Annotated in this window: 17 protein-coding genes and 1 tRNA gene; 10 read left to right on the top strand and 8 right to left on the bottom strand. The window is 73.6% G+C overall.

The genetic code is table 11. The annotated features are described in order from the left end of the window. Positions 1 to 26: 26 nt before the first annotated feature. The gene (locus ABT247_RS07600) at positions 27 to 1,298 is read left to right on the top strand and encodes a peptidoglycan-binding protein (RefSeq protein WP_350739471.1); all 1,272 of its coding nucleotides are present in this window, start codon (positions 27 to 29) and stop codon (positions 1,296 to 1,298) included. A gap of 5 nt (positions 1,299 to 1,303) precedes the next feature. On the opposite strand, the gene ABT247_RS07595 is transcribed toward ABT247_RS07600, so the two are convergent. From ABT247_RS07595 to ABT247_RS07575, 5 genes are all read right to left on the bottom strand, one after another. Further along, the gene (locus ABT247_RS07595; protein ID WP_350739468.1) at positions 1,304 to 2,059 is read right to left on the bottom strand and encodes a TrmH family RNA methyltransferase; all 756 of its coding nucleotides are present in this window, start codon (positions 2,057 to 2,059) and stop codon (positions 1,304 to 1,306) included. Between the two features lie 55 nt (positions 2,060 to 2,114). Continuing rightward, positions 2,115 to 4,226: an FUSC family protein gene (locus ABT247_RS07590; protein ID WP_350739465.1), complete on the bottom strand. Its 2,112-nt coding sequence runs from the start codon at positions 4,224 to 4,226 to the stop codon at positions 2,115 to 2,117. A 9-nt stretch (positions 4,227 to 4,235) separates the two neighbouring features. Beyond that, the gene (locus ABT247_RS07585; RefSeq protein WP_502892400.1) at positions 4,236 to 5,588 is read right to left on the bottom strand and encodes an HTTM domain-containing protein; all 1,353 of its coding nucleotides are present in this window, start codon (positions 5,586 to 5,588) and stop codon (positions 4,236 to 4,238) included. Beyond that, positions 5,585 to 6,271 carry a DUF5819 family protein gene (locus ABT247_RS07580; protein WP_350739462.1) on the bottom strand — a complete coding sequence of 229 codons (687 nt, stop codon included), beginning with the start codon at positions 6,269 to 6,271 and terminating at the stop codon, positions 5,585 to 5,587. The genes ABT247_RS07585 and ABT247_RS07580 overlap by 4 nt, the downstream gene beginning before the upstream one ends. Before the next feature lie 119 nt (positions 6,272 to 6,390). Further along, positions 6,391 to 7,644, bottom strand: a complete 1,254-nt coding sequence (locus tag ABT247_RS07575) for a rhodanese-like domain-containing protein (protein WP_350739460.1) — start codon at positions 7,642 to 7,644, stop codon at positions 6,391 to 6,393. Positions 7,645 to 7,921: 277 nt separating this feature from the next. Between ABT247_RS07575 and ABT247_RS07570 the strand changes: the two genes are divergently transcribed. Further along, entirely contained in the window at positions 7,922 to 10,714 is a 2,793-nt protein-coding gene (locus ABT247_RS07570) for an ATP-binding SpoIIE family protein phosphatase (RefSeq protein WP_350739457.1), read from the top strand. A gap of 56 nt (positions 10,715 to 10,770) precedes the next feature. Here the strand turns inward: ABT247_RS07570 and ABT247_RS07565 are convergent, their stop codons facing one another. Beyond that, on the bottom strand, positions 10,771 to 11,427 hold the full coding sequence (locus tag ABT247_RS07565; RefSeq protein ID WP_350739454.1) for a hypothetical protein: 657 nt from the start codon (positions 11,425 to 11,427) through the stop codon (positions 10,771 to 10,773). A 316-nt stretch (positions 11,428 to 11,743) separates the two neighbouring features. Further along, entirely contained in the window at positions 11,744 to 13,513 is a 1,770-nt protein-coding gene (locus ABT247_RS07560; protein ID WP_350739518.1) for a phosphatidylglycerol lysyltransferase domain-containing protein, read from the bottom strand. 407 nt (positions 13,514 to 13,920) lie between these two features. On the opposite strand from ABT247_RS07560, the gene ABT247_RS07555 reads away from it, so the two are divergent. Together ABT247_RS07555 and ABT247_RS07550 are read left to right on the top strand one after the other, a co-directional pair. After that, positions 13,921 to 14,574, top strand: a complete 654-nt coding sequence (locus ABT247_RS07555; RefSeq protein WP_502892401.1) for a response regulator — start codon at positions 13,921 to 13,923, stop codon at positions 14,572 to 14,574. Further along, positions 14,571 to 15,719: a sensor histidine kinase gene (locus ABT247_RS07550; protein ID WP_350739451.1), complete on the top strand. Its 1,149-nt coding sequence runs from the start codon at positions 14,571 to 14,573 to the stop codon at positions 15,717 to 15,719. The genes ABT247_RS07555 and ABT247_RS07550 overlap by 4 nt, the downstream gene beginning before the upstream one ends. A 124-nt stretch (positions 15,720 to 15,843) precedes the next feature. On the opposite strand, the gene ABT247_RS07545 is transcribed toward ABT247_RS07550, so the two are convergent. Next, positions 15,844 to 15,927, bottom strand: a tRNA-Leu gene (locus ABT247_RS07545). 433 nt (positions 15,928 to 16,360) lie between these two features. On the opposite strand from ABT247_RS07545, the gene ABT247_RS07540 reads away from it, so the two are divergent. From ABT247_RS07540 to pknB, 6 genes are all read left to right on the top strand, one after another. Beyond that, entirely contained in the window at positions 16,361 to 17,212 is an 852-nt protein-coding gene (locus ABT247_RS07540) for an FHA domain-containing protein (protein ID WP_350739448.1), read from the top strand. Between the two features lie 46 nt (positions 17,213 to 17,258). Next, positions 17,259 to 17,798: an FHA domain-containing protein FhaB/FipA gene (locus ABT247_RS07535; RefSeq protein WP_350739445.1), complete on the top strand. Its 540-nt coding sequence runs from the start codon at positions 17,259 to 17,261 to the stop codon at positions 17,796 to 17,798. A gap of 53 nt (positions 17,799 to 17,851) precedes the next feature. Further along, the gene (locus tag ABT247_RS07530) at positions 17,852 to 19,525 is read left to right on the top strand and encodes a PP2C family protein-serine/threonine phosphatase (protein WP_350739442.1); all 1,674 of its coding nucleotides are present in this window, start codon (positions 17,852 to 17,854) and stop codon (positions 19,523 to 19,525) included. Positions 19,526 to 19,661: 136 nt separating this feature from the next. Beyond that, on the top strand, positions 19,662 to 21,065 hold the full coding sequence (locus tag ABT247_RS07525) for an FtsW/RodA/SpoVE family cell cycle protein (RefSeq protein ID WP_350739512.1): 1,404 nt from the start codon (positions 19,662 to 19,664) through the stop codon (positions 21,063 to 21,065). Continuing rightward, complete coding sequence (locus ABT247_RS07520; RefSeq protein ID WP_350739438.1) at positions 21,062 to 22,513, top strand: peptidoglycan D,D-transpeptidase FtsI family protein; 1,452 nt, start codon at positions 21,062 to 21,064, stop codon at positions 22,511 to 22,513. The genes ABT247_RS07525 and ABT247_RS07520 overlap by 4 nt, the downstream gene beginning before the upstream one ends. A 260-nt stretch (positions 22,514 to 22,773) precedes the next feature. Further along, entirely contained in the window at positions 22,774 to 24,897 is a 2,124-nt protein-coding gene (pknB, locus tag ABT247_RS07515; protein ID WP_350739435.1) for a Stk1 family PASTA domain-containing Ser/Thr kinase, read from the top strand. Positions 24,898 to 25,026 lie beyond the last annotated feature (129 nt).

Here is a 25,026-nt window from a genome sequence, read left to right as displayed (position 1 = left end):
GAGAGACCGCAGGAAAGAGGCGGAGCATGACCCTGACCGACCCCCTCTCCGCACTGCTGGAGTTCGACGAGGTCGAACCGGAGGACGACTGCATATGCGGGGGCTGCCGGGCCCGCCGACGCGCCCGGTCGCACGCCGCCTCCCGCAGCCTCCACCGCCGGGCCGCCGTGCTGATGGCCGCCGTGGGCACCGCGCTGGGCGGCGGGACGGCCGCCGCCACCGCGGCGTCCCCCGCCCCGGGCGGCAACAGCACCACCCAGCCCCCGCGCACCCCCCAGGGCGAGGTCGGCGGGCCCTACGGCGAGGACGCCGCCGCCCGCTCGCTCGCCGCCCAGCCCGTCACCCGGGCCCGGATCATCCAGCGCGCCCAGAGCTGGGTCGACCAGGGCGTGCCGTACAGCATGAGCCGCTACTGGTCGGACGGCTACCGCCAGGACTGCTCCGGCTTCGTCTCGATGGCCTGGGGCCTCGCCGGCAACCAGACCACCTGGACCCTGCCGGACTTCGCCGAGCGGATCGGCAAGAACGACCTCCAGCCCGGCGACGTGCTGATCTACAACAACCCCGCCAACCCGCAGGCCGGATCGCACGTGACGATCTTCGGCGGCTGGACGGACTCCTCCCGGACCCGCTACGTCGCCTACGAGCAGACCTCACCCGGCGCCAAGAAGCGCTCCACCCCCTACGCCTACTGGAACAACTCCGCCTCCTACGTCCCGTACCGCTACACCGGCCTGTCCGGCGACGGCGGCACCTCCGCGAACGCCTTCCCGGGTGCGGACAAGTTCGGGCCCGGCGCCGACAACGCGTACGTCACCCGGCTCGGGCAGATGCTGGTGCAGCGCGGCGGCGGCCGCTTCTACTCCGAGGGCCCCGGCCCGCGCTGGGGCGAGGCCGACCGCAGGGCCACCGAGGCCTTCCAGCTCGCCCAGGGCTGGCGCGGCAGCGAGGCCGACGGCATCCCCGGCAAGGACACCTGGGACTACCTGGTGCACGGCAAGGGCCGCGACATCGCCGCGGCCACCCCGCTGCCGCCCCCGCCACCGCCGGACCCGGGCGCCCCCGCCTTCCCCGGCCCGCAGTACTTCGGGCCCGGCCAGGACAACGACCACGTCCGGCAGCTCGGCGAGCAGCTGGTCCGCAAGGGCTTCGGCGGCTCCTACGCCGTCGGCCCCGGCCCGGTCTGGACGGAGAGCGACCGGCGGGCCGTCCAGGCCTTCCAGCAGGCGCAGGGCTGGCGCGGCGCCGAGGCCGACGGCTACCCCGGCCCGGACACCTGGCGCGCGCTGTTCTCCTGACCGCCTCAGCGCTTGCCGGACTGCCAGTGGAACAGCCCCATCGCGACGCTGGTCGCCAGGTTGAAGCTGGACACCCCGGGCTGCATCGGCACCGCGACCAGGTGGTCGGCGCGGGCCCTGAGCTCCGCCGAGACGCCGTGCCGCTCGGTGCCGAAGGCCAGCAGCGCGTCGTCCGGGAACGGCAGGTCCCGGATGTCCGTGCCCTCCGGGTCCAGCACGAACAGCGGCCCGTCCGGCAGCTCCGGCAGGCTCAGCCGCTCGACGGCGGTGGCGAAGTGCAGCCCCGCGCTCCCGCGCAGCACCGTCGGGTGCCACGGGTCCAGGTCGCCGGTGGTCACCACCCCGGTGGCACCGAACCCGGCCGCCAGCCGGATCACCGCCCCCACGTTCCCCAGATTGCGCGGATTCTCCAGCACCACCACCGGCGCCCTGCGCGGCCGGTGCTCCAGCGCCGCCCGGTTGGCCCCGACCGACGGGCGGACGGCCAACGCGATCACCCCCGTCGGATGCAACCGGGGCGCCAGCACCCGCAGCCGCGCCTCCGGCAGCTCCACCGCGAGCCCCTCCAGCACCGGGACGACGTCCCCCGCCAACTCGCCGGCGAGCGCCAGCAGCGCCGCCCGATCAGCCGTCAGCACCCGCCGGACGTCCCCGCCGAACCGCAGCGCGTGCTTCAGCGCGTGGAACCCGTCCAGCAACACCGCCCCCGGCTCCCGCTCAACCGCCCGCCACGCCCGCACCAGCTCCTCGTCATCTGCCATACCGCCCACTCTCCCACCCGCACCCGCGCCCGCCCCCACCTGCCCGCAGCACGCCCTACCGCCCCTCGGAGCTCCCCCGCAACGCCCGCTCCAGGTCCCGCAGCGCCACCTCCACCAGGCGCGTCCCCGCCACCACCACGTCCCGCTGCACCCCCGCCGGCGCCTGCGCCAGCCGTTCCTCCAGCCGCGCCTGCGCCTCCCGCACCGCCCCGAACTCCACCGGCTGCCCCGTCAGCAGCGCCCCCGCCGCCAGTGCCGTCGCCAGCCGCAGCTCCTCCGCGTACTCCGCCGCCCCGGGCACCGGATCCGCGTCGGCGGCCGGCAGGTGCGCCTCCAGCAGCAGCGCCGCCCGCCCGAGGTGCCCGATCGCCGCCCGGGCCCGGTCGATCTGGCGCCGGCTCACCCCGGCCAGCCCGGACGCGTGCCGCCCCGGTTCGGCATCGGCCCGCTGCATGGCCTGGATCAGCTCGGCCCGCGCCTCCCTGGAGTCCAGCAGCGCCGACCGCACCGTCCGCTCCCGCGGCTGCGCCGGCTGCTCGTAGCAGGCGATCACCGCCGCCGCGTACCGCCCGGCCGCGGCCAGCCACTCGGCGAGCCGCTCCCCGAGCCGGGCGGTCTGCCAGGTGGGGAACAGCGCGTACGTCAGCAGCGCCACCGATCCGCCGAGCAGCGTCATCCCCACCCGTTCGAAGGCGGTCTCCAGCGGGTTCCCGGCCTGCAGCCCGAGCAGGAACACCACGTACGAGGAGATCCCGACCGTGGTCAGCGCGTACCCGGTGCGGAAGGCGAGGTACGAGCCGCCGATGCACAGCACCGCGAGCGCGGCCAGCACCCACTGCCCGGGGTGGGCGAGCTGCACCACGAGCGTGGACACGCTGACCCCGACGACCGTCCCGGCCAGGCGGGCGACGCCCCGGCTGTACGTCTGGGCGAAGTCCGGCCGCATCACCATCGCGGCGGTCATCGGCGCCCAGTACCCGTGGTGGAAGCCGGCCAGCCGGGCCAGGACGTAGGCCAGGGTGACCACCGCGGCCAGCCGTACGGTGTGCTGGAAGACCGCCGACCGCGGGTGCAGCTGCCGCCGTACGGTCCGCAGCGCGACCGGCAGCATCCGGCCGATGGACGGCCTGTGCAGCGCCCCGCCGGCCCCGGCCACCGGCGTGGTGATGGTGTCCTCGTCGCTGCGGTCCAGGGTGTCCGCGGCCTTGCGCAGCAGTCCGCCGAGCCGCCGGGCGGCGCGCCGGGCCGCGCCCTGCAGCCGCGGTCCGTCCTCCGACCCGACCAGGGTGAGGGCGGGCGCCGAGCTGGGGAGCCGGACGGGATCGCCGGTGCGGATCGCCCTGGCCAGGGCGTCCATCACCTCGGCGGAGGCCGCCAGCACCTCGCGGGCCCGGTCCCGCTCCGGGCCCTCCTCGGGGGCGCCCACCTTGGGGTCGGCGAGGGCGGCGAGGGTGGGCCTGACGCGCTCGGCGATGCCGCGCAGGCCGCGCAGTTCGGCGGGCCGGTGGCGGTCCTGCCAGGGCGTCAGGGCGGCGGCGCTGCGGGCGGTCATGAACGGCGCCGGGTCCAGGTGCGCGGTCGGGTCCTGCCGCAACCTGCGGGCGTAGTCGGCGAGTTCGGCGTAGGTGTCGGCGAGGGCGTCCCGCTGGGCGGTCCAACTCCCGATCGGCCACAGCGTGATGACGACGGCCTGGACCACCCCGCCGAGCGCCGCGACCAGCCCGTGGCCGAACGCGGCGAGCGCGCTGACCGGCAGCTGGACGATGATCAGCATCACCGACACGGTGTTGGCCGCGACCACCCCGGCGGTCGGCCCGATCGCCCAGGCCAGCCCGGCCCCGAAGGCCCACACCGCGAGCAGCACCGGGAAGAGCCCGGTGACCCCGGCGGCGAGGTAGCCCAGGAAGGTGCTGGCGCCGAGTCCGGCACCGGCGGCGACGGCGAGGCTGGCCCGCGGGCGGAAGCTGCGCTGGAAGGTCGCCGCCCCGGCGATGAACGCCCCCATCGCGGCCGAGGTGGCGAGCCCCACTCCACCGAGCGCCAGCGTCGGGAACAGCACCACCGCCACGGCGACCGCTCCGCGCGCGGCCCGCTTGGGATCGGTGAGCGCCCGGTCCAGGGTGAGTCCGGTCCGCGCGGTGTCACGAAGGGCGGCGAACCAGGACATGACGCCATCCTAGGCGGCGGACCTCCGACCGTTTCGCCCCATGCGCCCGATACGACCGATGCGCCCCGCACGTCCCGTGCGCCCGACGCGGCCGACGTGATCGGCGCCCCCGGCGCCCCCGGTGTGTCCGGTGGACCCGGTGAACCGGGTGCGCCCCAGCCGGGCCGCCACCCGGAGCAGGACGCCGGTCGGCAGGAACACCGCGTCCGCCGCGACCATCGCGAGCGAGAACACCGGCAGCCCGAGCACCACCGCGATCCCCAGGTGCTCGACCACCATCACCGCCAGCAGCACGTTCTTGACCCGCCGGTTCAACAGCGTGAACGGGAAGGCGACCTGGAGGACCACCGTGCCGTACGACAGCAGGAACACCGGCAGCAGCGCCGAGCCGATCAGCGCCGACAGCCCCGGCCAGGGGGTGAAGTAGTCCAGGTGCAGCGGGTAGTACAGCGCGGTGCCGTCCTGCCAGCGCGAGCCCTGCACCTTGTACCAGCCGGCCGTCGCGTAGATCAGCGCCACCTCGGCCGCGATCACCAGCAGCGCGCAGTTGTGCACCATGGTGGCCAGCGCGTCGAGCACCGCCCGCAGCTCGCCCGCCGGGCGCCACCGGCCGACCGCCCACCAGAGCCCGGCCACCGCCCACAGCCCCCAGAACAGCGGCGACCAGCCGAGGTACGGGAAGGTCGCGCCGGTCCAGGTCAGACCGCCCCCGGCGAAGCCGCCGAACTGGCAGACCGCCAGCACCGCGCCCAGCAGCCCCCAGAGCACCACCCCCGACCGCTCCCGGCCGGAGCCGGACCCTACGGACCGCCGCAGGCGCCGCGCGTCCAGCGACCACACCTCGGCGCAGCGGGTGAAGACCAGGTAGACCGCCATCAGGTGGACGACGTTGTCGCCGCCGTCCCCGAGGAAGACGCTGCGGTTCTGCAGCGACAGCACGGTGACCATGAACAGCACCGTGGCCGCCCTGGTCCGCCAGCCCAGCAGCAGCGCCAGCGCGGCCAGCACGGACAGGTGGTAGACCAGCTCGAACCAGAGCCGCCCGCCGAACCAGGGCAGCACGCTGAACGCCCCGTTGTCGGCGAGCAGCCGCTCCGCCAGCTCCATCGACCACGGCGAGCGGTCGCCGTACAGCACCCGCCGGTTCGGCCACTCGCGCACCAGGTAGGCGAGCTGGACCAGGCCGAAGCCGATCCGCACGACCGCGGCCTGGTGCCGGCCGAGGACCCGCCCGGTGAACGCCGCCATCGCCCGCCCGACCACCGCTGCCGGGCCCTTCGGGGCCGCTGCGGGAACGGGCGGCGGTCCGGCCGGCCGCGGGATGCCGCCCTGCACGCGCTCGGCGGCCCGCACCTCGTTCACCCGAGCCCCCGGTAGTCCTCGTCCCCGACCGGCCACCACGGCAGCTCCCGCACCTTGGGCGCGGGCGGCTCGGCCTCGCCGCTCCAGGGCGGCGGCGGCACGGTGGCCGAGGTCACCCGGAACTCGATCTCCAGCACCCGCTCGCCGTCCACCTCCCGCCCGATCCGCTGCAGCGCCACCCGCTTGAGGTACTGCTCGGCGAGCCGGCCGCGCGAATCGGTGCTCCTGCCGTCCTGGTCGTGCGAGCCCTCGTAGAGGTCCCAGGCGCGGCGCAGCAGGTTCTGGTCGACGTGGCTGGGCGCCGGGTTGCCCCGGATCGCGGCGATGTCCTGCGCGGTCAGGCCGATCCAGTCGCGGGTGCGGGTGGCACCGCCGTCGGCGACGGTGCGCACCCGGGCGTCCACGCTGATGTTCTGCTGCAGCGGGTCGGGCGCGAACAGCTTCCAGTTCTGCTCGAACTCGGGGTACACCACGCCGTCGATCTCGTCCCGGTACTGCCGGGACAGCGAGTTGGCGGGCGCGACGTGCAGGAACACCACGGCCAGGAACAGCCCGGTGCCGCCCGCCAGCACCGCCGCGGCGAGCCCGAGCACGAGCTGCGCGGGCTTGGACCAGGCCCTGCCCCCGGGGCCGTCGGCCCGCAGCTGCCCGCGGGAGGCGAGCCCGTCCGTGGTCTCCGTCATGGCCTCCCCCGCCCGACCGGCGCACCGCCGGCCCGTACCGGCGCGTCGCGCCGCCCATCCTGCCCCAGGACGCCGCGGCGGCCCACCGGCCGGTGCGGCCCACCGGTCTGTGCGGCGGCCTACAGGACGAAGGCCTCCTGGCCGGTGCTGCTGACCATCGGCCGGCCCGCGCTCTCCCAGGCGTACATCCCGCCGTCCACGTTCACCGCGTCCCGGCCCTGCTGGACGAGGTACTGGACGACCTGCGCCGAGCGGCCGCCGACCCGGCAGAGCACGTACAGCCTGGTGTCGGGCAGCTCGTCGATCCGGGCGATCACCTCGCCGATCGGGATGTGCAGCGCGCCCTCGACGTGTCCGGCGTCCCACTCGTCCGGCTCGCGCACGTCCAGCAGGGCGGCGTCGGCGGGGACGGAGGCGGCGTCGGTGCTGGGGATCTGCGCGAACATCGGGTGGCTCTCCTGAAGGGGGTGAACCCCGGCCGAAGGCTGGGGGGAGGTCGGGTCCGGGTCATTGTCGCCCACCGGCGCCGGTCCGCGGGCGCCGAGCAGCCGCTCCAGTTCGGCCTGCTGGGCGGCCGCCTTGGCGAGCAGTTCCTCGGCGAGCTGCTCCAGCAGCCGGTCCGGGTCCTGCGGGGCGAGGGCGAGCAGCTGCCCCATCGGGGTCCGCTCCAGCCGGACCTGCTCGGCGGCGGTCGCGGCGATCCTGGCCGTCAGCCAGTCCAGGCGGCGGCGCAGCCACTCCAGGCGGTCGGGGGAGTCGAGGGCGGGAGCGGCCTCCGGCGCGGTGGACCACTCGGCGGCCAGGCCCTCCAGCGCGGCGGCGTCCCCGTAGGCGTAGGCCTCGTTGACCCGGGCCAGGAAGGCCGCCCGGCGCTGCTGCTCGGCCGGATCGGTGCTCAGGTCGGGGTGGGCGCGGCGGACCAGCTCGCGGTAGATCCGCTGGGCCTCCTTGCCCGGCTTCACCCGGGTCGGCGCGGCGGGCGGCGGGGCGGCTTCGGGGGTCTCCCGGCCGGGTTCGCCGGTCGCCCCGGCAGCGGCCTCCCGGTCCGAACCGGCCGAACGGACCGAGTCGAACAGCGCGTCCAGGTCCGGCAGCTCCTCGACCCGCAGGCGCGCCTCGGCGGCCCGCCGCACGTCCTCGGGCCGCCCGGTGCGGGCCGCGACGGCCTCGGCGACCAACGCGTCCAGCTCGTCCAGCCGGGCGTAGAGCGGGCCGAGCAGCTGGTGGTGGATCAACGCGAAGTTGTCGATCTCGACCCGCAGCGTCTGGACGTCCACGTCCATGCTGAGCCAGGCGAGTTCGGCGGCGGCGACCCGCTCCTCCAGCTCCTGCTGCTCCGGGTCCGTCCAGCGAACGGGGGTCTGCGCGCTCACTTCTCGCTCTGTCTCCTCCGGCCGGCAGGGTCCTGCGGAACCGCCGCGGGGGCGGCCCGGCCTGCCACCCTACCGCCGCGCGGACAAGCCCCGTCCGGGTGAAGCGGCAGTACGGACCGGCGTGCGGCACCCGACACGCAACCGATCCTGATGAATCTCCCCGTTTCGGTGTCGGGCCCGGCCCGGTCCGTGCTTCGCTGGTATCCGCACAGCGTGCCTTCCTCCGGAGAGACGGCCGCCTCGAGGCGCGGCGGCCAGGCGGGAGCAGACCGAATCCATGGTGGCCGAGTCCAACTCCACACCGCGTTCGGCGGGCGCCGAGACCGCCCCGGGAGACCTCCCGGGCTCAGTGGCCGCCCTGGTCCGGCTCGCCCTCGTCCTGGTCGACCGGACGGGACGGATCGCCCAGTGGAGCCGGGCCGCCGAGGAGCTGTTCGGACACCGCGCCGACGCCGCCACCGACCGCCCCGCCTCCGGGCTGCTGCCCGCCCTGGAGTCCCGGGTGCTCGGCCGCTGCGCGGTGCGCCGCCGCTGCGACGCCTTCGACACCCTGGCCGAGCTGACCGCCGCCGGCCGCCCCTGGGCCGGCCGGCTGACCGTGCGCGACCGCGAGGAGCACCAGCGCGACGTGCTCTGGTGGGCCTATCCGGTGCCCGGCCCGTCCGGCGGGCTGCTCGCCCTGGCCGCCGACGCCCGCCCGCTGCGCACCACCGGCCCGCGCCTCGCGCTCGGCGAGCGGCTGCTGCCGTTCTCCGCGGCGCCCGCCGCCCGGGGCGGCTTCCACGCGCTGACCGCCGCGCTCGTCCCGGCCGTCGGCGGGCTGCCCGGACCGCTGGCCCGGCTGCTGCCCGCCGCCCACCGGTCGCCGCTGCTGGAGGCGGTGGCGAGCGGGGGGCTGCCGGCGCTGCGGCTGGACGCGGCCACCGTGCTGCCGGTGCTCCCCTCCGACGCGCAGACCGGCACCGCGCACGCGGCGGCCGGCCTCGGCCGCCGCTATCCGACGGCCCAGCAGCGCGCCGCCCGCCCCGGCCCGCTGCCCGTCCAGCGCGAGGCCGCCCCGCACGACCAGCGCGACCAGCACACCCAGCACGAACGACGGGACCAGCCGGAACGACGCGAACTCCTCGACCCACGCGCCCAGCACGAGCAGCGCGAGCCGGTCCAGCGCCCCGCCGCGGTCGGCGCCCGGCCCGCGGGCGCCCCGTCCTTCCCTCCCCGGGCCGCCGGCCGGGAGGTACCCCCGCCCACCGGAGGAGGCGCCACCATCGAGCAGCAGGCCGCCGTCGAGCCGTCCGCCGACGGCCTCCCGCCCCGCCGCACCGGGCCGACCCCGTCCGGTACCGTCCCGGCCCCCGCCGGCGCCGAGTGCCCCGCGAGCGGGCGCCTGGGCCCGTTCCTCACCAACGGGCAGGCCGGCGAGCAGCTGGCCCTGCTGAACGAGGTCGGCGGCAAGGTCGGCACCACCCTGGACCTCGGCTTCACCGCCCACGAGCTGTGCCAGGTGCTGGTCCCCCGGGTCGCCGACTTCGCCTGCGTCGACCTGGTGGACGGGCTGATCTCGGACTCGGAGCTGCCGGTCGCCCGGCCGGACGACGACACCATGCTGCGCCGGGTCGCCCTGGTCTTCAACGAGGCCGGCGGCGCCTGGGACCACGTGCTCTCCGAGGGCTCGCTGGTCAGCATGCCCCGCCGCACCCCGCCCGGGATGGCCCTCCAGCTGAACCAGCCGGTGCTGGTCCCGGTGATCAGCGACGACGTCGCGGTGGACTACGCGATCGCGCTCGGCGGCGCCCGGCTGGCCCCGGTGGTCTCCGGCCGGTCGATGCTGGTCGTGCCGCTGTCCGCCCGCGGCACCGTCCTGGGCATCCTCAAGCTGCTCCGGCTGCCCGACCGCACCCCCTTCGACGAGAGCGACGCCGCCACCCTCAAGGAGCTGGCGGTACGGGCAGCGCTCTCGCTGGACAACGCCCGGCTGCACCGGGCCGAGGCCCGGGTCGCCACCACCCTGCAGCGCTCGATGATCCCGACCCGCCCGCCGCAGATCCCCGGTGTGCAGATCGCCCACCGCTACCTGCCGGGCGACCCGAAGGCCGAGGTCGGCGGCGACTGGTTCGACGCGATCCAGCTGCCCGGCAGCCGGGTCGCCCTGGTGGTGGGTGACGTGATGGGCCACGGCATCCACTCGGCGGCCGCGATGGGCCGCTTCCGCACCGCGATGCAGACCCTCGCCGCCCTCGACCTCCCGCCCGGCCAGCTGCTGCGCCACCTGGACAACCTGGCCCACAAGCTCGGTGACGACCACCTGGCGACCTGCCTGTACGCGGTCTACGACCCGATCAACCGGACCTGCGAGCTGGCCAGCGCCGGGCACGTCCCGCCCGTCCTGGTGCACCCGGACGGCACCGGCGAGCTGCTGGAGATCCCGGCCGGCGCGCCGATCGGCGTCGGCGGGGTGCCGTTCGTCGCCAAGACCATCGACGTCTCGGACGGCTCGATGCTGGTGCTGTGCACCGACGGCCTGGTCGAGGTGCGGGGCGGGGACATAGGAGCCGGCCTCGCCGCGCTCTGCGGCAACCTGATCGACCCTCAGCAGAGCCCCGAGCAGGCCTGCGACGAGGTGCTGCGGCGGCTGCACTCGGACGACCGCAAGGACGACGTGGCGCTGCTGGTGGCCCGCTTCGACGGGGTCGCCCCCTCGGAGGTGGCGACCTGGGACCTCACCGTGGACCACCGCGAGGTCCGCCGGGCCCGCTCGCTGGTCCGCGAGCAGCTGTCCGCCTGGCACCTGGAGGCGCTCAGCGACACCACCGAGCTGCTGGTCAGCGAGCTGGTCACGAACGCCGTCCGGGTCGCCCGGGACACCGTCCAGCTCCAGTTGATCCGGGTCGACAAGCTGCTGGTCGAGGTCAGCGACGACAACCACAACCTGCCCTCGCTGGAGCCGGCCGAGCAGCTCGGCGAGACCGGCCGGGGCCTCACCCTGGTCACCAAGCTCGCCGAACGCTGGGGCACCGCCCGCAAGGCGGTGGGCAAGGTCGTCTGGTTCGAGCTCCTGCTCCCGCACGCCTGACGGCCGCCCGACGGCACGCGGGCGGGCTCACGGCATGACGGCCCCGGGCAGCCCGCTCACGGGATGACGGCCCCGGCCGGGCGGCGCCGTCCGGCCTCCACCGCGACCTCCCGGGAGGCGACCGCGGCCACCGAGGTGGCCGCGCCCACCCCCGCCAGCACCCGGGGCCAGAAGTCCCCGAAGACCTCGACTGAGACGGCGATCAGCAGCGCGGTGATCACCGCGACCACGTGCTCCAGACCGGCGAGGTTCGGCAGCACGACCGCCTCACCGACCATCAGCACCACCACCAGCCCGGCGGTGAACCAGGCCCGGCAGCGGAACGCGATGCAGATCGCCAGCGCCACCACCGCGGCCGACGGCCCGGTGTCCCGCACGTAGGCCACCCACTTCGGGAAGCCGAACAGGTGGCCCGGCCCGATCGCCACCCCGACGCGGGCGAACAGCGTGCCCGTCAGGGTGCACGCGTAGGCGATCACCAGGGTCAGCCGCCGGCCGAGCACGACCTCGGCGATCGCGAAGACCACGAACACCTGGGCCAGCGCCCCCCAGACCGGCAGGTCCAGCGCCGGCACGTACAGCGACAGCGGCGTCCGCAGCAGCGAGACCTCCAGCGGCAGCGCCGCCCGCACCACCCCGATGTTGTTGACGAAACGCTCACCGCCCGGCAGGTGCTGGACGATGCTGAACAGCAGGATCAGAAACGTCGCCACGCTGGCCAGCGGAAACGCGGCGAACTTCTTCCGCACCACCGCACCCCGGACCGTCGCGTACAACGTGCCCCACTCGGCGAGAGCGGCCGCACCGGCTAGCGCCAGCGGCCCCTTTCGCACGCCCCCCGCGTGGGCCCTGTGATTCACAACCGTTTCTCCTGAATCCCTGAGATTCTCGACTACTCCCACATTAGAAGCCGGTTAAGAACGAGACATCGCCATGGATGGGGATTCACGTCATCCTCAGGGGGGAGAACCATCCCCCCACCGGATCCCCCATCCGTCCGAGTGGCCCCCTCCGCCCCCCGACGGAGGGCTACCCCTTCCCGTCCCGCGCCGCCACCGGTACCCGGGGCGCCGCCACGGCGGTCCCGGAATGCCGGCGACGGAACAGGGCGGGCAGTCTCGGCGCGACGATGAACCCCTCGGCCCGCGCGCTCGCGATGCCGATCCGGGGGATCTCGCTGCTCTTCTCGAAGAGCAGGTAGCGCGGCTCCCAGATCGGCCGGTACTTCGCGTTCGCGCGGTAGAGCGACTCGATCTGCCACCAGCGGGAGAAGAACCCGAGGACGGAGCGCCACAGCCGCAGCACCGGTCCGGCACCCAACCGGGAACCGCGCTCGAAGACCGAGCGGAACATCGCGAAATTCAACGAGACCCGCTTCAGCCCCACCTCTTCGGCGCGCTGCAGCAGCTCGATCACCATGAATTCCATCAGGCCGTTCTCGGTGTCCCGGGCCCGGCGCATCAGGTCCAGCGAGAGCCCGTCCGGCCCCCACGGCACGAAGCTCAGCAGCGCCGCGAGCTCGCCGGTCCCGTCGTGGCACTCCAGCATCACGCAGCGGCCGTCGGCCGGGTCGCCGAGTCGGCCCAGCGCCATCGAGAAGCCGCGCTCGGTCGCGCCGTCGCGCCACTCGTCGGCCTTGGCCACCAGCTGCGCCATCTCCTCCTCGGAGATGTCCTCGTGGCGGCGGATCCGCACCGTGTAACCGGCCCGCTTGACCCGGTTGTACGCCTGCCGGACGACGCGCATCGCGCGGCCGTCCAGCGAGAACTCGTCCAGCTCGACGATCGCCTCGTCGCCCAGCTCCAGCGCGTCCAGCCCGTGCCGGGCGTAGATCACGCCGGCTTCCTCGGAGGCGCCCATCACGGCCGGCGCCCAGGCGTGCTCGCGCGCCTCGGCCAGCCAGGCGTCGATCGCGCCGGGCCAGGCCTCCGGGTCGCCGATCGGGTCGCCCGAGGCCAGCGAGACCCCGCCGACCACCCGGTAGGTCACCGCCGCCTTGCCGCTGGGGGAGAAGATCACGGCCTTGTCCCGGCGCAGTGCGAAGTAGCCCAGCGAGTCCCGCTCCCCCTGCTTGTCCAGCAGGTCGCGCAGCCTCGCCTCGTCCTCCGGGGTGAGCAGCTCCTTGCCGCGCGGGCTGCGGAAGGCCACGTAGAGCACCAGCAGGAACAGCACCGCGCCCATCGCGTTGATGAGGGCGTTCACCCAGGTCGGCGCGGAGATCACCGAACGCAGGTGCTGGGACGGGGTGATGGTGATCATCCGGCCGACGGAGTAGCGGAAGAGGTCCCAGAACCCCGCACCGCCCAGCTCGTTGGTCAGCCAGACCAGCAGCGCGCCGAGCACCCCGCCGACCACCAGCCCGCCCACGAAGGTCGCCGCCGCGGTCTTCGGGTTGGAACGGTCGCCCTTGGAGGTGAACTCCTTCCGCCCGATCAGCAGCGCCAGCACGAACAGGCAGGTCAGCACAGTCGAGACGTAGTTGAGCGGGTGGCGGTTGAACCGCTCGTCGGGCAGCACCATGACCGCCAGGTACAGCAGCGCGAACAGGCCGCCGAGCGCCGTGTTGAAGATCCACGCGGCCCGCTTGCGGCGTCGCATCGCGATCGCGAGGAAGACCGACAGCACCGCGGCCGCCAGGCCGGAGGTCATCAGGTACGGGGTGAAGTACTCACCCTCGTTGTGCTCCGTGACCTGGTTGCCCCACGGCACGAGCAGCACGGTGGCCAGGTTCAGCAGCGCCAGCAGGCGCAGGTACCAGACCGAGGCCACGGCGGCCCTCGGACGCCAGCGCTCGAGCAGCCCGACGGGCCGGGGCCCGGTGGTCGCGGCGGACGGCTCCGGCTTCACAGTGGACGACACAGCTCAATTCCAAACGATCAGATGGTGGGGCGCATCCGCACACGGCCCGGCGCCGGACACCCGCTCGGGGCCGACGGACTGACCGGCCGCCCCCGCCCACCGGCCGCCCACGGGGAGAGCGGTAGGCCGGAAAAAGGCAGCCAACTCCATGGTTGCCCACCGTTCCTGAGAATTACGTGAACCGGGTAGCGGATTCCCACCCCCGCCGAACGGCGGGGGTCGGGCACCCCCCATGCGTTCGGCAGCCCGCCGCCCCTACCCCTACTCTCGAAGCGCGAAGCGACCCACGCGGACCGCCCCGACCCGGCCGCCCGAACCGAGGAGGCACCATCACCACCACCCGCGTGCTGATCGTCGACGACGAGATCCTGGTCCGCTCCGGCCTGGGCCTGATCGTCGGCTCCGCGCCAGACCTCGAGGTGGTCGGCGACTGCTCCGGCGGGCAGGCGGAGGAGCACGTCCAGCGCCTGCGCCCGCACGTGGTGCTGCTCGACATCCGGATGCCGGACCTCGACGGCATCTCCGTGCTGCGCCGCCTGCGCGCCCTGCCCGACCCGCCCGCCGTGGCGATGCTCACCACCTTCGACACCGACGAGTACATCGGCACCGCGCTGCGGGCCGGCGCGGCCGGGTTCCTGCTCAAGGACACCGCGCCCGAGCAGCTGGTGCACGCCGTCCGGGTGCTCGCGGCCGGCGGCAACATCCTCTCCCCGACCGTCACCCGCACCGTGATCGGCGGCTACGTGGACGGCGGCGGCCCGGACGCCGAGGCCACCGCGCTGGCCCGCACCCTCACCGGCCGGGAGCTCGACGTGCTCGCCCTGCTGGGCGAGGGCCTGTCCAACGCCGAGATCGCCGACCGGCTCTTCCTCGGCACCGGCACGGTCAAGGACCACATCAGCGCGATCCTCGGCAAGCTCGGCGCCGCCAACCGGGTGCAGGCCGCCGTGCTCGCCCACCGGGCCGGCCTGGTGCGGCCCAAGCCCGGCGACGGGGCATGACGGCCGCCGACCAGCTGCCGTCCCGTCGGCTGCCGGCCTGGTGCACCGCGCCGTGGCTGATGCTGCTGCTGCCCGTCCTGTACTCCCTGATGGACACCGCGCTGGTGGCCCGGAACGCCACCTGGTGGCAGCTGTCCCTGTCCGCGCTGGCCGCCGTCGCGCTGTTCTGGCGCCGCCGCTTCCCGGTGACGGTGTTCCTGCTCACCATGCCCGGCAGCTGGGTCGAGTTCATCTGGCTGGCCCCGATCACCGCCGTCTACACGGTGGCCGTCGAGCGCTCGCGCCCCCGGCTGCTGATCCCCTGCGGGACCCTCTTCGCGCTGGTCTCCTTCTTCCACTGGCCGCTGCCCGACACCCCGATCGACCTGAGCCGGGCCAGCGCCCTGGACGCCATCCAGTCCGTGATGCTGGCCGCCGGTCCGGCCGCCACCGGGCTGCTCGCCCGCACCCGCCGGGAGCTGGCCGCCCGTCTGGAGGAGCTGACCCGCGGCCAGGAGCGGGAGAGCCGGCTGCTCGCCGAGCGGGTGCTGATCAGCGAGCGCGGCCGGCTGGCCCGGGAGATGCACGACGTGGTCTCGCACCAGGTCAGCCTGATCAGCATCCAGGCCGGCGCGCTCCAGGTGAGCACCGCCGACCCGGCCGCCGCGACGGTCGCCCGCACCATCCGCGAACTGTCCGTGCGGACCCTGGACGAGCTGCGCCAGATGGTCGGGGTGCTGCGCGGCACCGGCGGTCCGCTGCCGGACGCCCCGCTCGCCCCGCAGCCGCGGCTGGCGGACCTGCCCCGGCTGATCGAGGAGAGCGGCCTGACCGCCGAGACCGAGCTCGACCCCGGCGACCACCCCTGGCCGGAGGCGGTCGAGCGGGCCGCCTACCGCACCGTCCAGGAGGCGCTCACCAACATCACCAAGTACGCCCCGGCGGCGGTGGTGCACGTGAGGGTCCGGGCGAGGGGCGGCCGGCTGCGGGTCGAGGTCCGCAACGAGGCGCCGCCGGTCCGTCCGTCCGAGACCCTGCCGGGCGGCGGCCACGGACTGGTCGGGCTGCGCGAGCGGGCCCAGCTGCTCGGCGGCACGCTCACCGCCGGCCCCACCCGGGACGGCGGCTTCGAGGTCCGCGCCGAACTGCCCGACACCCGCTCCTGAACCGGCCGCCCGGCCCGCGGCCCGCCGGCCCTTCGGCACCCGGCCCGCGACCCACCGGCACCCCGACCGCGGTGCCGGAGAACGAGAAAGCCCCGCAGATCCGAAGATCTGCGGGGCTTCGCTGTGCGCGAGGGGGGAGTTGAACCCCCACGCCCTTTCGGGCACTGGAACCTGAATCCAGCGCGTCTGCCTATTCCGCCACCCGCGCATGGGTGTCGTCTTCCGTGCCGACCTTCCCTCGGAGGTGCTCGGTACCATGTGGCCTTCACACTTCCTCGGTCCGGCTTCCCTTCCGGGCGGCCCTTCCGACGTGGAAAACAGTAGCACGACCTGGGCGGCGGCTCCGAATCCGTATCCGGGGGAGACCGACCGCATCCGAACGGGTGCGCGACGCACGGACGGGGAAGGAGGAAGGGCGGCTCCGACCGGCACACCTGGCGTGCCGCACCCGGAATGCGTCACCCTGTGTGTCCGAGCCCACCCCCCGGGACGACGCGGTCCGGGAACCGTACGGAAGGGCCCGGCGTGGATACGATCAGTACGGAAGTACCGCAAGTAGGCGCGACCGACCCACCGCAGGACCGCTCCACGGAGGGATCCGGCCGGCAGGCAGGCGAACGAACCCTGGAAGGGGGTGCCCCATGGGAATGCTGAAGAAGTTCGAACAGCGACTGGAGGGTCTCGTCAACGGCACCTTCGCCAAGGTGTTCAAGTCCGAGGTCCAGCCCGTGGAGATCGCCGGTGCCCTGCAGCGCGAGTGCGACAACAACGCCAGCATCTGGAACCGCGACCGCACCGTCGTGCCGAACGACTTCATCGTCGAGCTCAGCCCGCACGACTTCGAGCGGCTCAGCCCCTACTCGGGCCAGCTCGGCACCGAACTCGCCGGGATGGTCCGCGAGTACGCCGAGGCCCAGCGGTACAGCTTCATGGGCCCGCTCCAGGTGAACCTGGAGAAGGCCGACGACCTGGACACCGGCCTCTACCGGGTGCGCAGCCGCACCCTGGCCGCCGAGGAGCCCCCGCAGTACGCCCCGCCGCAGCCCGGCTACGACCGCCAGCCGGCCGCCCCGGCCCCCGGCGCGCCGTGGCAGCAGGGCGGCGCCGGGCAGTACGACGCGCCCCCGCCGCCGCCCGCGCCCCCGGCGGTGCCCCCGGCCCAGCCGGCCGGCGGCAACGTCCGCGCCTTCCCCGGCGCCGGGCACGGCGCCTCGGTGCGCCGCTGGATCGAGGTGAACGGCTCCCGCCACCAGATCTCCGGCGCGGCCTGCGTGCTCGGCCGCTCGACCGAGGCGGACGTGCGGATCGACGACCCCGGGGTCTCCCGCAAGCACGCCGAGATCCGGCCCGGCACCCCGTCGATGGTGCTCGACCTGGGGTCCACGAACGGCATCGTGGTGGACGGGCAGCACACCCAGCGCGCTACGCTCCGCGACGGCTCCCGAATCGTCGTGGGCTCCACCACCATCGTCTACCGGCAGGTCGAAGGGTAGTGTCCGAGTTGTTCGCGCGCCTCGCTCACCGACTGGCGGGACGGTCATGTCAGAACTGACCCTCACGGTCATGCGGCTGGGCTTCCTCGCCGTGCTGTGGCTGTTCGTCATCGTCGCGATCCAGGTGATCCGCAGCGACCTGTTCGGCACCAAGGTGAACCCCCGCACCTCCCGCCGCGGCGCCGGCGCCGCACCGGGCGCCGCCGCGGCCGCCCCGGCCGCCGGCCGTCAGGCACCCGCCGCCGGCGGGTCCGCCGCGGGCCAGACCCAGGGCGGCGGCCGCCGTCGGGGCGCCCCGACCCAGCTCGTCGTGGTGCAGGGCTCGCTGGCCGGGACCACCGTCGCACTGCAGGGCCAGACCATCACGCTGGGCCGCGCGCACGACTCCACCATCGTGCTCGACGACGACTACGCGTCCTCCCGGCATGCCAGGATCTATCCCGATCAGACTGGGCAGTGGACGGTCGAGGATCTAGGCTCCACCAACGGCACCTATCTGGACCGGCAGCGCCTGACCGCGCCCACCCCGCTCCAGCCGGGCACGCCGATCCGTATCGGCAGGACCGTCATCGAACTGCGGAAGTAGTAGCGCATGAGGGCAAGCATCCCGTCCAAGACCCAGAGGGGGGCACAGGTCGCATGACCCTGGTGCTGCGCTTCGCCGCCGGCTCCCACAAGGGACTGATCCGGGAGGGGAACGAGGACTCCGGCTACGCCGGGCCGCGGCTGCTGGCCGTGGCCGACGGCATGGGCGGTGCCGCGGCCGGCGAGGTCGCGTCCTCGGAGGTGCTCGGCTCGATCGTCCGACTGGACGAGGACGTGCCGGGCGCCGACCTGCTGACCCTGCTGGGTGACGCCGTCCAGGGCGCCAACGACCGGCTCCGGCAGATGGTCGAGGAGGACCCCCAGCTGGAGGGCATGGGCTGCACCCTGACCGCCATGCTCTGGACGGGCCAGCGGATGGGCCTGGTGCACGTCGGCGACTCCCGCGCCTACCTGCTGCGCGACGGTTCCCTGGTGCAGATCACCCAGGACCACACCTGGGTGCAGCGCCTGGTCGACGAGGGCCGGATCACGCCCGAGGAGGCCGAGACCCACCCGCAGCGCTCGCTGCTGATGCGGGCCCTGGACGGCCGCGGCCAGGTCGAGCCCGACCTGTCGATCCGCGAGGTCCGGGCCGGCGACCGCTACCTGATCTGCTCCGACGGCCTCTCCGGCCCGGTCAGCCACCAGACCCTCCAGGACACCCTCGGCAGCTTCTACTCGCCCGAGCAGACCGTCCAGGAGCTGATCCAGCTCGCCCTGCGCGGCGGCGGCCCGGACAACATCACCTGCATCGTGGCGGACGTCATCGACGTCGGCGCCACGGACACCATGAGCGGCCAGTTCAACGACGTCCCGGTGGTGGTCGGCGCGGTCGCCGACGCCCCGCCGTCCTCGGCCGCCGCCGACCGCTCGATCGCCGACACCCCGGCCGGCCGCGCCGCGGGCCTGGGCCGCGGCCCCCAGGGCTCGTTCGGCCCCGCCGAGGGCTACGAGGAGGGCTACGGCCCCGGCTTCGGCCCCGCGGAGGGCTACGAGGGCGGGTACGGCTACGGCTCCGCCGAACCCTCCGTGTACGGCACCGAGGACTTCGACGAGGAGCAGCCCGCCAAGCGCAAGCGCCGGGGCCTGACCGTCCCGCTGGCCGTCCTGGTCACGCTCGGCCTGATCGGCGGCGCCGGGTACTTCGGCTACCGGTGGACCCAGGACCAGTACTACATCGGCGCGGAGGGCGACCACGTCGCGCTCTACCAGGGCATCAACCAGAACCTGGCCGGGCTGAGCCTGTCCTCGGTGGACACCGCGTACTCCGACATCCCGCTGAAGTGGCTGCCGCAGGACCAGCTCGCCCACGTGAACAAGACCATCTCCGTCGGCAGCCGCAAGGAGGCCGACACGACGGTGCAGGACCTCAAGGGCTGGGCGCAGCTGTGCCAGAAGGCCGCCGGCCTCACCACCGCGGGCGCCGCGCAGGGCACCCAGCCGACCCAGGCGGCGCAGGCGACCCAGACCACCAAGGCCTCGTTCGTGGCCGCCACCCCGGCCGTCCCGGGCGAGAAGGAGAAGACCCCGCGCGCCCCGGGCGCCGCGGCCCCGACCACCACGCCGACCCCGACCACGCCGGCCACCCCGGGCACGGCCGCTCCGGGGACGTCCGCCCCGACGCAGAACGCCACGCCGCCGGCGGCCGGCTCCCCGGGGGAGCAGGCCCAGCCGCCCCAGCTGAGCGACGAGGACCGCAGCCGGGCCGAATCCTGCCCGAAGCAGTGACGTCCGTGATCCGACATAGGTCCGCCCGCAGCGGGCCGGCCGGCCGTCAGGGAGCGGTCACCACGTGAGCAGCTACGACCTGAGCGGCGACACCGGTCGCACCGGCGGCCGGCGCCGGGCGGCGGCCGGACGCGCCGTGCCGCGGCGCCGGGGCAACACCACCATCTCCCTCCAGGGCGCACCGAACCGGCGCAACACCGAGCTGGCGCTGCTGGCCTTCGCCGTCCTGCTGCCGATGCTGGCCTACGCCAACGTGGGCCTGGCGATGGACTCCGAGCTGCCCGCGGGGATGCTCGGCTACGGCCTGGGGATGGGCTCGCTGGCCCTGGTCGCGCACCTGCTGGTGCGCCGCTTCGCGCCGTACGCGGACCCGCTGATGCTGCCGATCGCCACCCTGCTGAACGGCCTGGGCGTGGTGATGATCTGGCGGCTCGACAAGGCGGGGAAGCTGCTCAGCGGCAACTTCCCGGCGGCGAAGAACCAGCTGGTCTGGTCCGCCCTCGGGGTGGCCCTGTTCATCGGCGTGATGGTGCTGCTGAAGGACCACCGGGTGCTCCAGCGCTACACCTACATCTCGATGGTGGTGGCGCTGGTCCTGCTCGCCGCGCCGGCCTTCTTCCCGGCCCGGGCGGAGGACTTCGGCGCCAAGATCTGGATCCGGATGGGCAGCTTCTCCATCCAGCCCGGTGAGTTCGCCAAGATCGTCCTGACCGTGTTCTTCTCCGGCTACCTGATGGTCAAGCGGGACGCCCTGGCGCTGGCCAGCCGCCGCTTCATGGGCCTGTACCTGCCGCGCGGCCGCGACCTCGGACCGATCGTGGTCATCTGGCTGCTCAGCCTGCTGATCCTGATCTTCGAGAACGACCTCGGCACGTCCTTCCTGTTCTTCGGCCTGTTCGTGGTGATGCTCTACGTCGCCACCGAGCGGACCAGCTGGATCCTGTTCGGCCTGCTGATGTCGGTCGGCGGCGCGGTGGCGGTGGCCACGACCACCAGCCACGTGAAGGTGCGCATCGACGCCTGGCTCGACCCGATGGCCGCCTTCTCCCCGAACCCGCCCAAGGGCTCCACCGAGCAGATCGGCCAGTCGCTGATGGCGCTCGGCTCCGGCGGGGTGACCGGCTCGGGGCTGGGCCAGGGCCGGTCCTGGCTGATCAACTTCGCCGCGAAGAGCGACTTCATCCTGGGCTCCTTCGGCGAGGAGCTCGGGCTCACCGGCCTGATGGCGATCTTCCTGCTGTACGCCCTGCTGGTGCAGCGCGGCCTGCGCACCGCCATCGCCGCCCGGGACCCGTTCGGCAAGCTGTTCGCCGTCGGCCTCTCCTCGGCGATGGCCCTCCAGGTCTTCGTCGTGGCCGGCGGGGTCACCGGACTGATCCCGCTGACCGGTATGACCATGCCGTTCCTCGCCCAGGGCGGTTCGTCCGTGGTCGCCAACTGGGCGCTGGTCGCGATCCTGCTGAAGATCAGCGACAGCGCCCGCCGCCCCGGGGCCGAACCGGCCCCGGCCACCGAGGGCCAGGGAGGACCCGTCCGATGAACAAGCCGATCCGCCGGGTCTCGATCTTCTGCCTCGTGCTGATCCTCGCCCTGATGGTGCGCACCAACTGGGTCCAGGGCGTCCAGGCCGACGCCCTGGCGACCAACAAGAACAACAAGCGCCAGCTGTACGACCGCTACGCCCACCCGCGCGGCAACATCATCGTCAGCGGCCAGCCGGTGACGAGGTCGGACTTCGTGAACGGCCTGCGCTACAAGTACAAGCGCTCCTGGGTCGACGGCCCGATGTACGCACCGGTGACCGGCTACTCCTCGCAGGCCTTCGGCTCCAACGGGCTGGAGAACCTGGAGGACGGCATCCTCTCCGGCACCGACGACCGGCTGTTCTTCCGCAACACGCTGGACATGCTGACCGGCGAGCAGAAGCGCGGCGGCGACGTCGTCACGACGATCAACGCCAAGGTCCAGAAGGCCGCCTTCGACGCCATGGGCGACAAGAAGGGCGCGGTGGTCGCGCTCGACCCGAAGACCGGCGCGATCCTGGCCCTGGTCTCCACCCCGTCCTACGACCCGGGCACCATCGCCGGCAACGACGACGGGGACGCCTGGAAGGCCCTCAACGCCGACCCGAACAAGCCGATGGACAACCGGGCGCTGAAGTACACCTATCCGCCCGGCTCGACGTTCAAGCTGGTCACCGCGACCGCCGCGTTCGAGAACGGCATGTTCCAGAGCATCGACGACACCACGTCGACCCCGGAGCCGTACATCCTGCCGGGCACCCAGACCCCGCTGAAGAACGAGAGCCCGAACGAGCGCTGCGAGAACGCCACGGTCAAGTCCGGGCTGGACCAGTCCTGCAACACGGTCTTCGCCAAGATCGGTGCGGACCTGGGCAAGGAGAAGATGCGGGCGCAGGCCGAGAAGTTCGGCTTCAACAGCACCATCGACACCCCGGTCCGGGCCGAGAAGAGCATCTTCCCGAACAGCGCCAGCCTGGACGGCACCGCCCAGGACTCGATCGGCCAGCACGACACCCGGGCCACCCCGCTGCAGGTCGCCATGGTCTCCGCCGCGATCGCCAACAACGGCAGCCTGATGCAGCCGTACCTGGTCGACTCGGAGCGCTCGGCCTCGCTGACCACCATCTCCAAGCACACCGAGAAGCAGTTCTCCCAGGCGATGAGCCCGGCCACCGCGCAGAAGATGCAGGACCTGATGGTCTCGGTGGTCCAGGACGGCACCGGCAAGAACGCCCAGATCCCGGGGCTGCAGGTGGGCGGCAAGACCGGCACCGCGCAGCACGGCGAGAACAACTCCGCCCTGCCCTACGCGTGGTTCACCTCCTGGGCGAAGGCCCCGGACGGCCAGTCGGTCGCGGTCGCGGTCGTCGTCGAGGACGGCTCCGACAACCGCGACGGCATCAGCGGTGGGCGCCTCGCGGCCCCGATCGCCAAGGCGGTGATGCAGGCCGCCCTCGGCAAGTAGGCCGCACCGCCGAGGGTGAGGCGAATGTCACGATCGGCACCCCCTTCCGGATACCGGTCTGATATCGGCCGACGGCTGACTCCGGTCCGGTGGGGTGCGACCGGTAGCGTATCCGCCAGCAGCGGGTGTGCCCGTTGCCGCCCGCGAGGCCGCGCACGGCCCGGCCGGAGAACCGGCCGGAGCGCGCGCGGCGTCACCCAGAGCGTGCGGGGACACCTACGTCACAACCTCACCGGCGGGTGAGGGAGAGGGTCGGAACTATGGAAGAGCCTCGTCGCCTAGGCGGCAGGTACGAGCTCGGCGGCGTCCTCGGACGCGGCGGCATGGCCGAGGTGTACCTCGCCCATGACACCCGGCTCGGCCGTTCCGTCGCAGTGAAGACGCTCCGGGCCGACATGGCCCGGGATCCGTCGTTCCAGGCCCGCTTCCGCCGCGAGGCGCAGTCGGCGGCGTCCCTGAACCACCCCGCGATCGTCGCCGTGTACGACACCGGTGAGGACTACATCGACGGCATCTCCATCCCGTACATCGTGATGGAGTACGTCGAGGGTTCGACGCTGCGCGAGCTGCTGCACTCCGGCCGCAGGCTGCTGCCCGAGCGGGCGCTGGAGATGACCATCGGCATCCTCCAGGCCCTGGAGTACTCGCACCGGGCCGGGATCGTGCACCGGGACATCAAGCCGGCCAACGTCATGCTGACCCGGCAGGGCAACGTCAAGGTGATGGACTTCGGCATCGCCCGGGCGATGGGCGACGCCGGGATGACCATGACCCAGACGTCGGCCGTCATCGGCACCGCCCAGTACCTCTCCCCCGAGCAGGCCAAGGGCGAGCAGGTCGACGCCCGCTCCGACCTGTACTCCACCGGCTGCCTGCTCTACGAGCTGCTGACCGTGCGCCCGCCGTTCGTCGGCGACTCGCCGGTCGCGGTGGCCTACCAGCACGTCCGGGAGGAGCCGCAGCCGCCGTCCGTCTTCGACCCCGAGGTGCGCCCCGAGGTCGACGCGATCGTGCTGAAGGCGCTCGCCAAGGACCGCGACTACCGCTACCAGACCGCCGACGAGATGCGCGACGACATCGAGCGCTTCCTCGACGGCCTCCCGGTCGCCGCCGCCCAGCAGGCCGCCGCCTACGGCATGGGCGCCGGCTACGGCTACGACCAGAACGGCTACCCGCAGCAGCACGACCCGTACGGCCAGACCAACGTGCTGCCGCAGCAGCCCGGCGGCGGCCCGACGACCGTCCTGCCGCAGGCCTCCGCGCAGCCCGGCTACGGCCAGGGCGGCTACCAGGACGACGGCTACGGCCAGACCTACGGCGGCACCCCGGCCGGCGGCGGCCACGACGGCTACGACGACGGTTACGGCCAGGGCGGCGGCCGGCGCGGCGAGGACCGGCCGAAGAAGAGCAACACCTCCTGGATCGTGCTGGCGGTGGCCGCCGTGCTGGTCCTGGTCGGCACCTTCTTCGTGGCCCAGGCCATGTTCAGCGACAAGGGCGGCAAGGACACCCCGAAGGTGGCCGTGCCGAACCTGGTGGGCAAGACCCTGGCCGAGGCCAAGACGGCCGCGGGCGCCAAGCTCGTGGTGACCGAGGGCGACAAGATCGCCTGCCCGGACACCAACGTCAAGAAGGACCAGGTCTGCACCCAGAACCCGGCGGCGGGCGGCCAGGTCGCCGAGAACGGCACCGTCACGGTGCAGCTCTCCTCCGGCCCGGCCAAGGCCCAGGTGCCGAACGTGGTCGGCAAGACCAAGGACCAGGCCGCCAAGGCGCTCGCCGACGCCGGCTTCACCAACGTCACCACCGAGTACAAGGACGACGACACCGCTCCGCAGGAGAACGTCACCGCCCAGGACCCGGCGGCGAACGCCAGCGCCGACCCGAGCGCCCCGGTCAAGCTGACCGTGTCGCAGGGCAAGACCAAGCAGACCGTGCCGAACGTGGTGGGCGCGCAGAAGGAGGACGCGCAGTCCCAGCTGCAGAACCTCGGCTTCCAGGTCGACGCCTCCAAGACCACGCCGACCAACGACCCGACCAAGGTCAACCAGGTCGCCTCGCAGTCGGTCGCCCCCAACACCAAGGCCCCGGCCGGCACGAAGATCTCGCTGGTCGTCTACAAGGCGCCGGACAAGGCGACCGTCCCGCCGCTGCAGAACGTCAAGCTGTCGGACGCCATCAGCCAGCTCCAGAAGGCCGGTCTGAGCTACACCGTGGTGGGCCCGCAGGACCCGAACGCGATCGTCCAGATGAGCAACCCGGGCGCCGGCACCCAGCTGGACCCGAACACCCAGGTCCAGCTGTTCACCAGGGCGGCCGATCCGACCAAAGGGGGCGACCCCTTCTCCACACCCCCCAACCCCAAAGGGGGGAACGACCACTAAGCCCTGGTTCCCCTGGATCTGACGGGTCCCGCTGGTCCGAGGGACCCGAGGGATCCGGGACCGAGGGGCCCGGGGGCAGGTCGTCCGGAGCAGCAGCGCCCGAGGGCCCGTCGCGGTGATCGCGACGGG

The organism is Kitasatospora sp. NPDC001539, from assembly GCF_040298565.1.
In the GTDB taxonomy this organism is placed as follows: domain Bacteria; phylum Actinomycetota; class Actinomycetes; order Streptomycetales; family Streptomycetaceae; genus Kitasatospora.
The sequence above is the reverse complement of the archived record's forward strand: the minus strand, read 5'-3'. Positions and strand labels throughout refer to the sequence as shown.